The following is a 16,178-nucleotide window of genomic DNA, read 5'->3' on the forward strand; positions in this document are numbered from 1 at the left end:
TGTCAGAATGACATATTGGCATTTTGATCCACCCTGTCAAAACAGCCTGCGAAGTTCGCAATAATTATCTGAAATCGCTAATATTGAGTAAGATATGGGGGTATTATTTCCCCGGGTACAACTGATACGCAATAGAAACGCCAACATCTTCTGCAATGATTGCCTGTCCGATATCATTGGGATATTTACCTTCTATCAGTAAATCCGACAATTGATTGCCCGGTATAGATGCGTATTGGCCAAAACTCCCTTCCACATCTACCAATGCCAGTGAGAATTGGTTTGCCAAATCGCGTATGGTCGCTGCATACATTTCCAGGCGGTCGCTTCGCCATTTTTCATATGCCTCGCCCAATGGGTTGGGGGTAAGTAGGATTACATATATTCCTCTTGCCGAAAATGTTTTGGAAAGCTGGTGTAAACGATTGCGAAATTCCGTTAATGGCAGTGCTGAGTCATCGTTCTGATTGGTTGTATTTACCCAGGATTCCATTAATCCAAAGTCGATCACGACTACTGCAGGGTGAAGACTGATCAGAGAATCTGCCAAATTCTCAGGTATAAATTCGTAAAACGAACGAACAATGCTTATCGGTTTGCCAATGTCTGCCAATACATCTGAAAGCCGAACTGCCCATGGCATCGAAACGGTTTTTTCCAACGGATAAATAGTTCTCTCCAGTGTGAGAATCATTAATGTATCAGGCACCTTAACAGTTTGAACCGTAGCGGTTTGGGCGGTTTGTTCGGGCTTTTTCTGGCAGGAAGAAAATCCTGTCAGTTGAATAGAAATAAATAATATTGAAAGTATGCGAGTCATGTCGAAGGTTATTTTTTTACCCGAACCATCTCAACCCAGTGGCGTGCCTTCTTTTCGGTGAAATGTTCGATCTGGTGACGGCAGCTAAAACCGCAGGCAATGATACCGGTTTGGGCTTCAGCGGTTTTTATTGCAGGAAATAATTTGCGCTCCCCTATTTTCCGGGACAAATCATAATGCTCTTTTTCGTAGCCAAATGAGCCTGCCATTCCGCAACATCCTGAAGGGATTTCACTGATGGATTTGCCATTTCCGGAAACGAGTTGTTTCATCGCCTTGGTACCAAAAAGGGCTTTTTGATGACAATGGCCATGCAGAAGGTTGGTTTCTGCAATAAGTTCGAGACTGACATCAAGTCTGCCTGCGGCCTTCTCTTCTGCCAGGAAAATATCAATCATTTTTACCCCCGATTTAATGCTTTCACCCAAACCGATATCTTCGAGCAACTCAGGCAGATCATCAGTAAGTGCCGAGGCACAACTTGGTTCTACGACTACTACAGGTATGTGTTCCTGAATATAGGTATTAAGATTCCTCAGCGTTTTTTCTCCTTCAGTTTTGGCCTCTCTCAAAAATCCATGAGAAATCTTTGGGCGTTGACAGCAGCCGGCAAAGGCCGGAATTACTTCATAACCACAATCCTGCAACAACCTGAATGCGGCAATACCTACTTCAGGTTCGTGATGGTTGAGGAAGGTGTCGGCAAACAAAACCACCTTCGGTTTATCTGGGGATGAAACATGTGCTTGTTTGCGGTACCATTTTTCAAAAGTCTCCGCAGCGTATTCAGGTAGCACTCTGCGCCGGTCAAATCCCGCCATTTTTTCCATTGCTACGCGGAAAATTTTAGTCTTTTGTACCCGGTTAACTACGGGTGCCATACTGCCACTCAGCTGTTTCGCTGCTTTGGTCGTGTTGCGAATCAGTTTATCTCTGAATGAAAGGCCGTGTTTGTCGTAATAGAGTTGAGATACATCGCTTTTAAGTCTGGCCATGTCAACGTTGCTGGGGCACTCAGACTTGCAGCCTTTGCAGGAAAGGCATAAGTCAAGGACTTCCCTGAGCCGGGGACTGGTGAGTCCTTCTTCATCCAGCTGACCCGACATAGCAAGCCGGAGCGCATTTGCGCGCCCACGGGTGGAATGTTCTTCATTGCGGGTAGCAATAAAACTGGGGCACATGGTGCCTGACAATACTTTTCTGCATTCGCCTACCCCAGTACACATATCGACAGCTGCTTCGAAGCCATTCTCCTGGCGGTAGTGGAAATGGGTTGTCGGTGGCGCTGAGTGGTAGGACTTACCATATCGAAGATTTTGGTCCATGGGCGGGGCATCGACAATCTTTCCGGGATTCATTCGGTTTTCAGGGTCAAAAAGCGCCTTTACATCTTTTAGAAGCTGATAAACGATAGGGCCAAAAAATTTCTCATTAAAGGGACTTCTCACCAGTCCGTCTCCATGTTCCCCACTCCAGGAGCCGCCATATTCCATGACAAGGTTAAAAGTGCGTTCTGCAATTTGAGTTAGTTTTTTTATGTCAGTTTCTTCCCTTAGATCAAGGATCGGTCGTACGTGAATGACACCCACGCTGGCATGTGCATACATAGAAACTTTGGTGTCGAGGTCCGCACATAGCTTAAGTACGCGGTCAATATATTCGGGTAAATGAGGAATGGGAATGCCGGCATCTTCAATAAACGGCAGCGGTTTAGCTTTTCCTTTGATGCCGAGCATTAAGCCAAGCCCTTTTTTGCGGATTACCCAAACATCATCGTGATTTTTTTCATCAGTGAAAAGCGGGTGCGCATATCCCATGCCTTTGCTTTTCAGTTCTTCAATCATTTGCAGTGGCCGTGTTTCTACTTCTTCGGGTGTTTCGCCATAAAATTCGACTATGAGAATAGCAGCAGGGTTTCCCTGGATAAAGTGACTATGGCGGGAGGTTTCGAGATTTTCCCGACTGAGTTGTACCACGACATCGTCGAGAATCTCAACGGCGGCGGGTTGGTATTTGAGCATGGTTTCCACCGAATAGATGGCATCCAGTACGGTGTGATAGTGTACGACACAAACGGATTCGAATCTGGGGAGTGGTTCGAGGTTGATTTTTGCTTCCAGCATGACCCCTAGCGTACCTTCGCTCCCGGTAACAAGTTTGGCGAGGTTCCATTGGTCGGTGTGGATAAATTCGTCCAGGTTGTAGCCGCCGACTCTTCGCATGACTTTTGGGAAACGGGCTTCAATCTCTGTGCGGTTTTGATGAATCAATTCGCGAAATTTCCGGTAGATCTCTCCTTCGCGATCGTTTTGACTGGCAACTTGATCCCAGGACTCCGGGCTATGATTTTTGAGGTGGAGGAGGGTGCCGTCGGCCAGAATAAAACGCGATTCAAGTACGTGATCAACGGTTTTTCCATACAAAATGCTCTTGGTGCCCGAAGAATTGTTTCCGATCATGCCACCAATATTTGCACGACTGGAGGTAGCCGGGTCAGGGGCAAAATGAAGTTTATAGGGAGAGAGGAAAGCGTTTAACTCATCCCTGACAAGTCCTGGCTGGACCCGAACCCATCGTTCAGATTCATTAAACTCAATGACCTGATTCATATAACGGGAGAAATCCAGAATCAGAGAATGCCCTACTGTCTGTCCGGCCAGGCTGGTGCCACCTCCACGGGGGAGAAGGGTTACCCCATATTTTTGGGCAATTTTAATAGCGGCAAGAACATCTGTCTCGTCTTTAACAGCAACGACCGCCAGGGGCTTTATCTGATAAATACTGGCATCTGTCGCATAAAGCCCAAGAGCGTAATCGTCAGTGTGGAGGTCGCCGCTGACTTGCTGGCGAAGTTCCTCGATCATTGCTGTCAGATTCATTCGGGAAAGTTGTAGGTTTGTGAGCGGTAATATGCAACCTTTTTTTGAAATTCAGGAAACAGATGTAATGGATTGCGACCACAAAAGATGGAAAACGTATGAACAAATACAGATTATCAGTCAAAATGACAATTTTGTTAATTGCCTTATGTAGTGGATATAGCATTTCCGCACAGACAGAAAAACCATTGTTTTCCTTTGGCGTGATAGCGGATGTACAATACTGCGATTGTGATACAAAAGGCAGCCGCTTTTACAGACTTTCCCCGGCAAAACTAGATTCCAGTGTAGCGGTTCTCGCCACTAAAGAGCTATCTTTTGTGGTTCATCTGGGAGATGTGATAGATCGGGATTACCGGAGTTTTGATACTATTTTGCCCATTTTTGATAGGCTAGACACGCCAGTATATTTTGTCCTGGGCAATCACGAATTTTCGGTTGATGATGGCGAAAAAGAAAAAGTCCCGGGCAGGCTTGGGCTGGAAAAGCGGTATTATGATTATACTGTGCAGAACTGGCGGTTTATTGTAACGGACGGCAATGAGGAGAGCGTATATGCCTGGCCGGGAGGAAGCAAACAGCAGAAAACTGCCGCACATATTTATGAGTCAGTGAAAGCAAATGGCAAACCACAGGCACAGGAGTGGAATGGTGGAATAGGCAAAAAACAATTCCGGTGGATCGAAAAGACTCTGAAAGATGCGGAGAAAAAAAATCAGTATGTTGTACTGTTTTCACATTTTCCGATTTATCCGTCCGAGGCGCATAATCTATGGAATGACAATGAAGTAAAAACCCTGCTGGAGTCATCCAAAGGCGTAGTTGCATGGATGAGCGGCCACAACCATGCCGGCGGTTATACGGTAAGTAATGGGATCCATTACCTGATTTTTCACGGTATGGTAGAAACAGAATCAACCACTGCATGGGCAGTAGTTGACGTTTACAAAGACCGGTTAATGGTCAAAGGAGAAGGGCGGGAACCTTACCGGGTATTGAAGTTTGCCCCTCATTAATGACCAACAAGCAGGTATTCTTTAAATGTTTCGGTTTTGGGATTTTCAAATACAACGCCGGGACGACCTTTTTCGACGACTTCCCCGAAATACATGAAGGCAACATAGTCTGCCAGTCGTTTTGCCTGCCGAAGGATGTGGGTAACCAATACGATTGCGACGTCCTGACTAAGTTCTTTAAACTGCTCCTCAATTTTTCGGGAAGAAATAGGATCCAGCGCGGAGGTCGGTTCGTCAGCAAGGATAACCCGTGGTTCTATGGCCAACCCTCTTGCCAGGCAAAGACGCTGTTGCTGTCCGATAGAAAGCCTGCCGGCGGGGCTTTTGAGCCTTTCTTTCACTTCTTCCCAGAGCGCAACCTTGCGGAGATAATATTCTACCCGGTCATCCAGCTCAGATTTGGCGCAGGTACCTTTTAATTTCAGCGCGAAACGAATATTGTCGCTAATGGTACCTGGAAGTGGCTGCGGTTTTTGAGAAAGCAGCCCCATTTTTTGTCTGAGATTATATACATCGGTCTGTTTGCCCAGGATATCTTTGCCTTCAAAAAAAACAGAACCTTCAGTACGGATATCCGGGTAGATATCAGTGAGGCGGTTAAATGTTTTGAGCAGAGTGGTTTTGCCACAACCCGAAGGACCTAAAAGGACGGTTATGCCTTTATCCCGGATGTTTAATTCGACATTTTTTAAAGTTTGTTGTTTCCCATGCCATAAGCTCAGGTTATTGACATAAAGGAGATTGTGCAAACCTTTTGATTCATCTTTCCTGATGATTTCCTCATCCAGAAAGGGCGTATTTTGATCAATACTACTCATTGTATTTTATTTTTTGAAAGTTGAAAACTGATAAAACGAGATGAAAGGCTGATAATCAGAACGATAATGGTTAAAACCACGGCAGCGGCATAGGCCCGGGACTTCACTTCCGGGATGGGAGAGCTTAGTTGAAAAAATACAGCAAGGGGCAGGGTAGCGGCAGGATCTGAAAGACTTTCGGGGATGTAGTCGGTATAACCTGCGGTAAAAAGTACAGAGGCTGTATCTCCGATACCTTTTCCAAGCGCGAGAAGAAATGCCGTCGCAACACCCGGTAAAGCTTGTTTGAATAGAAATTTAAAACCGATTTCTCCTTTAAAAAAACCCAGAGACAAAGCCGATTCAAACATTCCAGAAGGTATTTGCTGAAGGCTTTCATCCATAGCCCGGATCATTACTGGGCTGATCAGCAGCGAAACTGTTATGATAGCTGCCAGGAGAGAAGTCGGCCATCCCATAAAAAGCATGAGATTAAACCCGAAAGCACCATAGACGATGGGCGGAACCCCCCATAAGACATCCAGCCAAAGGCGAATCCTTTTTTGCCAGCCTGGGAAAGAGAATAAATAAGTATGGATAAAAAGTGCAACGGGGATGCTGATTGTACAGGTAATCAGCGAGGCGCCGATAGCAAGATAAACCGAACCCAATATCGCATTCAGTATTCCCCCTTCTTTCCCAAAATAATACCCCCCTTTGGGTACCTGAGTGATCATTTCCAGGCTAAGTGCAGGAAGGCCTTTGACAAAAATACCTCCGATGATGCTGAAAAGAACGACAACAATCAGCATAGTAAACAGAGCAAGTACCGTTTTTGCGATTTTTTCTTCTAAATAGATATATCTGCGCATAAAATGGGTTTTATAAGTTAAGCCTTTGACTGGTAATAGCGGATCACTTTGTGGGACAGGTAATTGAAGAAGATGACGATGATGAGCAATATGAGCGCAGAGAACATCAATGCTGCATCGTACATAGGGATAGACATCATCTCTCCATAGTTATTGGCCAGTAGTGCAGATAATGGGTAGCCAGGGTCAAACAAACTGCCGGGAATCTTCACAACATTGCCAACTACCATTAATACCGCAATGGTTTCTCCAAATGATTTACTGGCACCCAGGGTAAAAGATGCCCAAATGCCCGGCCTGATTTTTTTCAAAATCACCCATTTAATCGTCTGCCAGTAACTGGCGCCCATTGACAAGGCAACTTCTTTAAATTCAATTGCTACAGACTCAAAAAGGCCAATTAACATATTCATCATAAAAGGCATAACTGAAACGGAAACGACTACGCCGGCAGCTAGCAGAGAATATCCGGATGAATTTTCCGTGCCGTATAAATTTGCCCATGACGACACAACGGGTACGATGCTGATAACACCCCAAAGGCCAAAGATTACGGAAGGGATTCCTGCAAGAATATCAATCACTGACCGGAGGAAGCGAGATATCCATACAGGCGCAAACTGAGTGATGTAAATAGCGGCGGTCAGGCATAGGGGAACCATAATCAGCAGGCCGATAAAAGAAATTATAACAGAACTCACAATAAAAGGAAGCAGACCAAACTTCCCTTGTGCGGGTATCCATTCGGAGCCGAGTAAAAACCCTGAAAATTCAAGATTCGTGAGCAAAGGCAATGATTTAAACAATAAAGTCAAACCTATTGCCAGGGGAAGGAAAAGGATCAGGCCCAGCGTGATCTGCATCCAACTTTTCCGAAGAAATTCCTGATAATGTCTGATTGCGTACGACATGGTTTATAATTTCTTTTTTTGTTCTCCAATGACGGATTCATGTAGCAGGATATATCCATTAGCTTCTACAAACTGTTGCCCTTTATCCAGTACCCATTGCAGGAAAGTAACAACTATCGGATTAGCGGGTTTCCCTTTGGAGATCAGGTATAGTTCACGGGCCGGAGGGGAGGGGTATCTGCCATCAACAATTGCCGCATTGATTTCATCGAGATTGTGATAAAAATCTTCTTCAGGATCGATTTTCCCGTTGGCATTGATATCTATGGGAGCGACTTCGATTTCGGGATATTTTTCACCCGAGTTCAGGTCAAAAACATAGATGATATTGTTAAACCCAATACCTTTCGGGTCATTTTTTATGGCCTCTGCCAGCCCGGGATCGCCGTAAACAGCAATTCCTTTCAGTTCTTCCTGAGAATTGCCCCCGAGATATTTTGCCCAGACATCAGCTGCCCCGGAAGCATCAGAACGGGTATAGGCATTTAGTTCAAGCGAAGACATCGGCCACATTTTTTTGCCTTCTTTCAGAAAGCAGGAAGTTAGTTCCTCCCGGGTCAGACCTTTCCTTTTGATCTGATCCAGCAAAGGATTTTTTTCACTGATGGTAGGGATGACAGCATCTTTAGTTACAGAAATCCACCAGGCGCCTTTTTCAATTTCGGCATTGGTTACTTCCCTTGAAAACATACCGAGATCTGTAGCCCCTGCCAGCACATCTGCCATACCTTTGCCTGCTCCTCCCCCGGAAATATTAATTCTGACATCGGGATACTCTTTTCTGAATTCTTCCGCCCACACATTTACCAGCGGATAAAGGGCAAATGCCCCGGAAATGGAGATCGTACCTTTTAGGGTTTGCGTTTCATGATCTTCGCCGGATGCAACCTTGGTGTCTGAGCGGCATGCGGAAAAAATGGACAATAGAATGCCTGTGAGCAAATAAATGCCAATTCTGTTTTTCATAATATGATAGGTGTTAAATTTTCTTAATGCGGGAACTAACGTATTGTCTTATGCGGCAAAAATTGTATGATAAATTTTATTGAGTATTTGTCCAGTGGAATATTTCGGGGTTGAAGGTGATCATCAGAAAAGCCCAGCTTTGGAAAAGGCTGCTGTTTCCCCCCTTTTTGATATATTCCATAGATTCGGAGAGGCTAGCCCATGAATATCCGAGATCAATTTCTGTATAGGTATTGGGTCGATAGCGGATAAGCAGATCATTTTCAAATCCAAGATATTTGTCGATTGCGGCCAAAGCACCATCAGGTACAAAGTTGTTTTGCGAGGAGAATAAATGCCCGTCTGCGCGAAGCGTCATTTTTTTGTTTACATCATAGAAGATAAATAAGTATGGGGCGACCAGGCCAGCATTGTTGAGGTCGCCGGGAAATCGGGTGAAATAATCCATAGATCCCAGGAACCGATGGTTTACGCCGTACAGTGCATCGAAAGATTGGGAGGTATTGTCCGGACGGAGGCCATTATCCCCGCTAAAAACCTCTGCTCCCAGACGAATGGTCCAGTGTTTATTGTCTTTATACTGTGCTTCAGGTTGGAGGTACCAGGCACTCAGCTTTGTGCCTTTTGAGGTATTCCCGTATTGGTAGTAGCCGGCCAAAGTTGTATACCAGCGATTTTTGGTAAATTCAATCCGGCCACCACTGGTATAGCGCCAATGAGTAGTGCGGATATTTTGTGCATCCTGAAAAGCATCTGCGACATTGATGCCGGTAAGGGTGAATTTGTCTGTTTTGTATTTGATAAAATTGGCTAACAGGACTTTATAATTGTTGAAACCAGGAGAAAAATCCGTTTCAAAAAATCGTTCCTGTGCGCCTTGTTCCTGGTTAAAAGCACCGATCAGGTCTCCTTCGATTTTTTTATTTTTCAGAATAAACCTTACTGCATCATGCGCGCCACCGTTTTGACGCCAGTTGTTTTGAGCAAACAAACGTTGATTGTCATACATGATTTTTTGCCTTCCTATCCTTACGGAAATACCCTTTTTGAGTGTAGGTTCGACATAAGCCTCAAAAATCTGTAAACTCCCTTCTGTAGATCTGGGGTCCTGTGAACCCCACACTCTGACGTCCTGAATAGAGGTGTGGAAAATAAAGTTTTTGCGTTCATAGTTGAGGTACAGGCGACTTCTTCCTTCGGTAAATATTGCGGCATGGGTTGTGTCCTCTCGCAATTGGCGGTACCCGTTTCTGAATTCGGTACGGGGTCTGAATTCCAGTTTAATGGAAAACGATTCTTTGTTTTCTTAAGCAGGCGGGTTTTCCTGCGCGAAGATGAGGTAAGCGGAAAATATCAGGGCAAGGGTCAGAAAGGAAAATTTAACCTTAAGCATAATTGGATTCAGACAGAAATTTAAAAACCGACGGGCCTTGAGTCAACGTATCAGAGACGGAAAAATCCCACGAAGCGAAAGAAAACAAAAGTAAATCTACACAAATCCTACCAAATACATAGGAATTATGTAGATATTTTTTATTTTTTCAGAAATGGTCTTAAAACCATCAATTTAAAGCTTTGGGTAGGGATTGGGGGAAAAAATGGAATATCAATAAAACGACTGCAAAACCGCTTCTGCTTCTTTTCCAAAAGGGTTGTAGTCTGTGGGGTCGCGATCCGTATGATCGAGGTAGGAAGGCCATTTCCACCAGTACAAACCTTTAAACCAGGGCTGGTCTTTCATGGTTTCCAGAACAATTTCATAACATAGCGCCTGATCTGTTTCCCGATATGGGCTATCTCCGGCTTCAGCGTGTGGTTGAATCCATGGTGCTTCAATGCTACGAAAGCCCACTTCCGTAAAAACGATCGGCTTGTTATGCTTTTCAGATATCTTCTGGATATTTTGGGCAATTTTCCGGAATCCGGCGCGGAGTTCGGCTTTAGACGCCGTTTTTTTTCCACTCAGCGGATAATAACAATCCAGCCCGATAAAATCGAGTGCATCTGCGAAGGCAAGCTTTTCAAATTCTTCTCCCCAGTTGGCGGCGTAGGTAATCGGGCCATGGTACAATTGGCGCAGGTCTTTGATCAGCTTTCTCCATTCGTCGGGGTGGGAGGTACTTGCTTTGACGAATTCGACCCCGACGCAGAAGATCTCCATTTCATGTATTTCTGCCAGCATGGCATAATGTCGGATCCAACGGCGGTATTCGACAAAAAACATTTGCCAGTCGGCTTCATTTTTCATTTCGAGGTCACCGGGCCATCCACCGCGCACCCATACCTGAGGTTTGAGCATGGTTTTCATTCCCATTCTTTTGGCGGCATAGTAGGCATGGATAAGGCTTGCATCATTTTCTCCACCGGCAAACTGTGAGAATCCGAATGCTTCTGGTGACTGAACTTCACGAGTACCTGTATAAGGCACAAGAGAAATAGCATTTGTACCCAAAGATTGGAGGCGGGTGAGTGATTCGTGGGCCATTTCGGAACCATAGCCATTATAAATACCATAACCTTCATGTGCGAAGGTCATTCCTTTTTGATACCCCGGCTCAGGATACACAGGGGGCTGAGCTTCAATGAAGTGATCCTGATGATATGCAATCCAGTCATTTTCCATTGTGGCAATTTCTGCCGGAGTGGGGTGCCAGGTGGGATATTTTTCCAGAAAGGCATCTTTTCCCCAGGATGCAATCAAAAAATCGATCAGTGATCCTGCCATTGCACCGCGAATGAGTGGTGATTCGGCCTGGAAATACTCATTATTGGTGAGTTGCGCCAGGGTAAGCAGGTTTTGGGATTGAAATAGCCGGGAGGACCAATATCCGAATCCCTTTTTTTGCCAGCGAGGTGAAAACCAGATAGAAAGCCCTTCTTCCAGAGCGATTACTTCTGGTTTGCCTTTTAGTTGACGAAAAAAAAGTCGGGTTTCAATTGCCTCGATATTTTCGGCATAATCCTGACTGGCGAGTATATGAATTTCGTTGCGAACCGGATCTGCAAAAGCCTGCTCCATTCTTTCAGTCATAAGGCCAAGATTTTGTGCAGATCCATACAGATGATAGTCGATGTTAAGAGGAGATTTTGAGCCGGCAAATTTTTGAAGGGTTCCTATAATTTTTTCACAGCTGTCCATTCGCTGATTGACGGTAGATCTTGAAATCGTATCGCTGTGAATAAAGAAGCGAAAATGTTCAGATGTGACAAGTGGAGATGACTGATCGGAGAAGTCCCAGTTAGGATTACCGTCGGGGCTTCCTTTTTCGGTAAAATTACCGAGGCGAATACGTTTGTTTCCCTGAAATATCTGATACCCCCATTGCCCCCAGGGGATGCCAAATCTTCCTGAAAAAGCACCATTTTCCAGGAAAGCGAGGATATCTACATCCTGGTTGGCCGTGACAAGACTCACCGGAGAATTTGCTCCCGGCAAGGAAAAAGAAGAAATCACACATACATATCCATTACCCTTATAGCTGGTTTTTCCCAGAGAAAAATAATCTGGCGCAAACAAAATGGGTAATTTATCAGATATGGCCGCTATAGCCTCATTGGTTTTTGGATTTCCGATATACAGGATTTGTCCCGCGCTTAAATCCTCCGCCAGAAGTTCTTTGTCGGTTTTAAAGCGAACTTCCATTCGTCTGCTGCGACTGCCAAGATTTTGTGCCCAGGTTTTAAAAAGCGCAGTATTCGCAGAATCTTCCGTTCCAGCAACAATAAGCAGCGATCGGTTAAAGGGTGGGGGAGAACCGTTGGCGGAAGTTTGCCCTGGCTGGCTACCGGCGGTAGTGCAGGCCAGGAGCAGGGAGATGACAGGTATCAGGATTTGGAAATACCTGAAATGAGGAGGTAAAGTAGCACGGGTAGTCAGCATTTGGGGGATGCGTTTTAAAAACCCCCGCCCGGGCTTCCGGGAGGGGGTTTTATATAAAAATCAGCAATAATTTTACTGCATATCTTTGATAATATTCAGCGATTCAAAAACATAAGGATCTTTCCCCAGGTTATCGCGGAAAGCCTTAAACCTATTTGACCTAACCGTATCCTGATTGATGAAGCCCATATCGGCGGTGGCATAATTTACCGACATTTCTTCAATCGGCTTTTTGAGATCTTTATACTTCGCTGCTTCATCGTTGAGGCGTTTTCTTTCGGCACGGAACTCTTCAATATTCAGGGGATAAAATTCCTGATCCTGATTTTTTTTCAACCTTTCTGCATTTTCTTTGACGAGGCTGAATGTTTCACTTTCGGCAACTCGTTTTTCACTGGCTTTTTTCAATTGTTCCAGTTTGGGGCTTACAGGGGCAGACCATTTCTGATAGCTCACGGGTGAAATTTCATCCCAGGGCATAGAAAAATCCTGATCGCGTTCACCATATTCAACAAAGCTATATTCGTCAGGAAGGATGATATCCGGAACGACCCCCTTATGTTGAGTTGCCCCACCGTTGATTCTATAAAATTTTTGGGTAGTGAGTTTCATATCACCCAGTGGTTTAAGGTCGCTGGAGCCTTGCACCATGTTGTCGAGGCTGAAGAAGCTTTGGACTGTACCTTTTCCAAAGGTTGTTGTCCCTACAATCACCCCACGGTCATAATCTTGAATCGCAGCTGCGAGAATTTCTGAAGCGGAAGCGGAAAGGGAGTTGACCAGAATCAGCAGCGGCCCATCCCATTGGATGGTAGGATCTTTGTCAGACTTCACTTGTGGTGCGGAGCTGCGCGCTTTTACCTGAACAACCGGGCCTTTGCTGATAAACAGGCCCGCCATGTCGATTACATCAGGTAAAGAGCCACCACCATTGTTGCGGAGGTCGATGATAAGACCTTTGATATTGTCTTTTTTCAGTTTTTCAATTTCAAGGGCGATATCTTCAGAACAATGTCTGCCTCTGGGGTCATCGAAGTCCACATAGAATTTCGGCAGATAGATATAACCTACGTTTTTCTTATTCTTTTCACTTTGGAGAACTGCAGACTTCGCATAGGTTTCTTCGAGCACGACGATATCCCTGACAATCGGAATAACCTGCTCTGAACCATCAATTTTGCGAACGGTCAGCCGGACTTCGGTACCCTTTTTCCCACGGATCATTTTGATTGCTTCATCAATATCCATATCTACCACATCTACGGGGTCAAGGTCTCCCTGAGCGACTTTCAGAATGATGTCATTCACTTCAAGGCTTCCCTGGCGGGCGGAAGCAGAACCAGGGACGATAGATACGACTTTAATCAGACCGTCGGTTTCCCGGAGTTGGGCGCCAATGCCTTCCAGTTTACCCGAAATATCCATATCGAAGTCTTCTTTATCCTTAGGTGGAAAATACCCTGTATAGGGATCATAGACATTCGCAACGGAGTTGATAAAATCCGCTCTTCGGTCTGTGATAGGAATTCTTTCCAGGCGGTGAAAGGTTTGTTCCTGAGCTTTAAGGACTTTCATTCGGGCCTCTTTTTCCATATCCGCGAAAGATTTGGATTCAATCCCTTCCTGTCCACTTGAAGAGACCGCCTTTTCCTGGTTTTCCATTAGCGTAACGAGGCGGGATAAGGTCTGATATTTGAGCGTTTTTCTCCAGCGATCTTTAATCGCCGCTTCGTTTTCGGCAAATTCCAGCTTTTCATAATCCGTCTCAAGATATTCTTTTTGATCAAAGTCAAATGGCTGAGAGAGGATTTCTTCAGTATAGGTTTTCGCTTCTAAAACCCGTTTGTCAAACAGGTTTATGGCCATATCAAAAAATTCGAAAGAGCCTTCTTTTAGCTCTTCATCAATTTTCTCCCTGTATTTTTTGAGATTATTCACATCACGTTCTGTGAGAAATCTTTTGCTGTAGTCGAGATTTTTCAGGTAGAGATCAAAGACGTGTTGGGAAAAATCATCATTGATTTTGGGTGGTTGATAGTGATAGTATTCCATTCCCTGCATCATCAGCCGGATCAGCACTCCTGGTTTATCACCCTCATTAGTATGAAGAGTGTAAGAACTGAGGATAAGGAGAGCAGAAACGACAGCACCGGTAATCAACAATTTGAGCTTCATAGATAATTGATTTCAGTATCAGTAATCCTGTAAAAGTGAGACCCCCAAAAAGAGAGGTTTATAGGGGTTGAACGGACAAAATACACAAATGGATTTTAATTTAGTTAAATAATACACGCAAATCCTTTCTCACAGGTAATATTTTTTGTAAAAAAAGGCAATTTTAGCAAAGGAGGATCGCGTATTATTCGGTGTGTTGGGCGAGGATGCTAAAAACAGCGAGTATAATCATCAGGCTGCTTCCTGTCCATGCCCAGGTTCTGACCCAGTTTACACGGGTAAGTTGTCGGATCGCTTTATCTGAATAGCCGTGAGAGGAGAGTATTTTGTGCAGCGGTTCTACTAAAATAACAGAAGCGCCCAATGCGATGACCATGAGCCCGAGGTTGATTTTTACAAAAACCATATTTGTACCCCAGGGTTTTACCCAGATGAGGATCAGCGCACAGATCGCAGCGACAAGTGAGGGGAGGAGGACAATGAATTGTTTTTTCTGAAAAAACTTCCTGTGATAGTCATGAAATTGATTCAATCCAACACTTTCGAAAAGGGGAAAATGGATAATCTGCAGGAACCATGTGATTCCCGTCAGATAAATATTTAAAGATAAGCAAGTCAGGAGTAATGCGATCGCCATGCGGCACAAATATAATAAACATTTTAAAATTTGGGAGGAATAAGTGGTTAAGGTATGCCGGAAAATCGATTGAGTTTAGGGCAGGATTAGTAACTTGCGGGAAATATTTATCAGATGAAATTCCCAATGATTTTTTCTAAACTTAAAATTGTATCTGTTGTCCTGTTCACATTGTATATGATAACAGGCTGTAAGCAGGCAAATGGTTCTGATAGAAGCCATGGCAAAGAGATGCCGGAAAACCCAAGTGATCTCTCCGGGAAAAGTGAAGTGGTAATAGGCTTTTATAACGTTGAAAATCTGTTTGATACAGAAGATGACCCTGTGAAAGATGACAGTGAGTTTTTACCCGAAGGCAGATATAAATGGACTACAGAAAAATACCTGAAAAAGTTGGACAACCTGGCATTGGCAATCAGTCAAATGGGTGAAAAGGGCCCGGATATATTGGGGGTGGCAGAAGTGGAAAATGTGCAGGTTTTGAAGGATCTGGTTCAGCTTACTTCATTGAAGAAAAGAGGATATGAGGTAATACTGGAAGAGTCCGAAGATATTCGGGGTATAGATGTGGGGTTGATATATGACCCCAAAGTATTCAAGTATATTTCCCATGAGGCCTATGATGTTGATTTCCCCGAAGAGCCTGATTATACTACCCGGAAGATTCTGGTAGTGGAAGGGCAAATAAAAGGTGAGAGACTGTATATGATTGTCAATCACTGGCCTTCCCGGCGTGGCGGTGAAGATGAATCTGAAATCCGCAGGATCACAACAGCAAAAGTTACAAGGGAGCGAGTGTCGGAAATTCTGTCGAAAGATCCTCATGCCTGTATTGTTTCGGTAGGTGATTACAATGATGATCCCGGGAATCGAAGCATCCATGAGATTATGGGAGCGGAAACGGAGGCTGGATCAGTAGGTGATAACGGCTTTTATAATCCGGTAGGCGCTTTGCACGACCCCAATGGAATAGGCACACTGACATATCAGGGCAAATGGAACCTGTTTGATCAGATATTGATAAGTCATGGGTTGATGAATGATGGGACCGGCAAATTACAGTATAAGGAAGGTTCGGCGGCAATAGTGAATGAGGAGTTTATGCAGGTGGGGGGAAACGGTTCTGCGAAGGATATGCCCCGCAGATCTATTTTTCGCGATGAATTTCAGCCAGAAGGATTTAGCGACCATTTCCCCGTTTATATTCGTTTAGTCAGGAAGTGAA

General features: G+C 44.6%; 12 protein-coding genes. 2 read left to right on the plus strand and 10 right to left on the minus strand.

The window, feature by feature from the left end; all coding sequences use genetic code 11:
• Positions 1-103: 103 nt before the first annotated feature.
• On the minus strand, positions 104-820 hold the full coding sequence (locus tag R3D00_13755; GenBank protein ID MEZ4774244.1) for a hypothetical protein: 717 nt from the start codon (positions 818-820) through the stop codon (positions 104-106).
• 8 nt (positions 821-828) lie between these two features.
• Complete coding sequence (locus R3D00_13760; protein MEZ4774245.1) at positions 829-3,699, minus strand: FAD-linked oxidase C-terminal domain-containing protein; 2,871 nt, start codon at positions 3,697-3,699, stop codon at positions 829-831.
• A gap of 125 nt (positions 3,700-3,824) precedes the next feature.
• Between R3D00_13760 and R3D00_13765 the strand changes: the two genes are divergently transcribed.
• Positions 3,825-4,715, plus strand: coding sequence for a metallophosphoesterase (locus R3D00_13765; protein ID MEZ4774246.1), 891 nt, complete (start codon positions 3,825-3,827; stop codon positions 4,713-4,715).
• Here the strand turns inward: R3D00_13765 and R3D00_13770 are convergent.
• The 8 genes from R3D00_13770 to R3D00_13805 form a co-directional block, all read right to left on the minus strand.
• Positions 4,712-5,533, minus strand: a complete 822-nt coding sequence (locus R3D00_13770) for a phosphate ABC transporter ATP-binding protein (protein MEZ4774247.1) — start codon at positions 5,531-5,533, stop codon at positions 4,712-4,714. The two genes, R3D00_13765 and R3D00_13770, sit on opposite strands and share 4 nt — an antisense overlap.
• A complete protein-coding gene (locus R3D00_13775; protein MEZ4774248.1) occupies positions 5,530-6,384 on the minus strand; it encodes an ABC transporter permease subunit in 855 nt (284 codons plus the stop codon). Before R3D00_13775 ends, R3D00_13770 begins: the two co-directional genes overlap by 4 nt.
• 17 nt (positions 6,385-6,401) lie before the next feature.
• Positions 6,402-7,295 (minus strand): phosphate ABC transporter permease subunit PstC, encoded by an 894-nt coding sequence (pstC, locus tag R3D00_13780; protein MEZ4774249.1) that lies wholly within the window; start codon positions 7,293-7,295, stop codon positions 6,402-6,404.
• A gap of 3 nt (positions 7,296-7,298) precedes the next feature.
• On the minus strand, positions 7,299-8,261 hold the full coding sequence (locus R3D00_13785) for a substrate-binding domain-containing protein (protein ID MEZ4774250.1): 963 nt from the start codon (positions 8,259-8,261) through the stop codon (positions 7,299-7,301).
• 76 nt (positions 8,262-8,337) lie between these two features.
• Positions 8,338-9,546, minus strand: a complete 1,209-nt coding sequence (locus tag R3D00_13790; GenBank protein MEZ4774251.1) for an alginate export family protein — start codon at positions 9,544-9,546, stop codon at positions 8,338-8,340.
• Positions 9,547-9,867: 321 nt separating this feature from the next.
• Entirely contained in the window at positions 9,868-12,141 is a 2,274-nt protein-coding gene (locus R3D00_13795; protein ID MEZ4774252.1) for a hypothetical protein, read from the minus strand.
• Between the two features lie 72 nt (positions 12,142-12,213).
• Positions 12,214-14,316 carry a carboxy terminal-processing peptidase gene (locus tag R3D00_13800; protein MEZ4774253.1) on the minus strand — a complete coding sequence of 701 codons (2,103 nt, stop codon included), beginning with the start codon at positions 14,314-14,316 and terminating at the stop codon, positions 12,214-12,216.
• A gap of 184 nt (positions 14,317-14,500) precedes the next feature.
• Complete coding sequence (locus tag R3D00_13805; protein ID MEZ4774254.1) at positions 14,501-14,848, minus strand: hypothetical protein; 348 nt, start codon at positions 14,846-14,848, stop codon at positions 14,501-14,503.
• Positions 14,849-15,130: 282 nt separating this feature from the next.
• On the opposite strand from R3D00_13805, the gene R3D00_13810 reads away from it, so the two are divergent.
• On the plus strand, positions 15,131-16,177 hold the full coding sequence (locus R3D00_13810; protein ID MEZ4774255.1) for an endonuclease/exonuclease/phosphatase family protein: 1,047 nt from the start codon (positions 15,131-15,133) through the stop codon (positions 16,175-16,177).
• Position 16,178: the final 1 nt, after the last annotated feature.

This window comes from Bacteroidia bacterium (assembly GCA_041391665.1).
Lineage (GTDB): Bacteria > Bacteroidota > Bacteroidia > J057 > J057 > JAGQVA01.

Bases quoted from the DNA above. Each gene is read 5' to 3' on its own strand.
- R3D00_13785 (MEZ4774250.1), bottom strand. From the start codon at position 8,261: ATGAAAAACAGAATTGGCATTTATTTGCTCACAGGCATTCTATTGTCC.
- R3D00_13775 (MEZ4774248.1), bottom strand. From the start codon at position 6,384: ATGCGCAGATATATCTATTTAGAAGAAAAAATCGCAAAAACGGTACTT.
- R3D00_13770 (MEZ4774247.1), bottom strand. From the start codon at position 5,533: ATGAGTAGTATTGATCAAAATACGCCCTTTCTGGATGAGGAAATCATC.
- R3D00_13795 (MEZ4774252.1), bottom strand. From the start codon at position 12,141: ATGCTGACTACCCGTGCTACTTTACCTCCTCATTTCAGGTATTTCCAA.
- pstC (MEZ4774249.1), bottom strand. From the start codon at position 7,295: ATGTCGTACGCAATCAGACATTATCAGGAATTTCTTCGGAAAAGTTGG.
- R3D00_13800 (MEZ4774253.1), bottom strand. From the start codon at position 14,316: ATGAAGCTCAAATTGTTGATTACCGGTGCTGTCGTTTCTGCTCTCCTT.
- R3D00_13755 (MEZ4774244.1), bottom strand. From the start codon at position 820: ATGACTCGCATACTTTCAATATTATTTATTTCTATTCAACTGACAGGA.
- R3D00_13765 (MEZ4774246.1), top strand. From the start codon at position 3,825: ATGACAATTTTGTTAATTGCCTTATGTAGTGGATATAGCATTTCCGCA.
- R3D00_13810 (MEZ4774255.1), top strand. From the start codon at position 15,131: ATGATAACAGGCTGTAAGCAGGCAAATGGTTCTGATAGAAGCCATGGC.
- R3D00_13760 (MEZ4774245.1), bottom strand. From the start codon at position 3,699: ATGAATCTGACAGCAATGATCGAGGAACTTCGCCAGCAAGTCAGCGGC.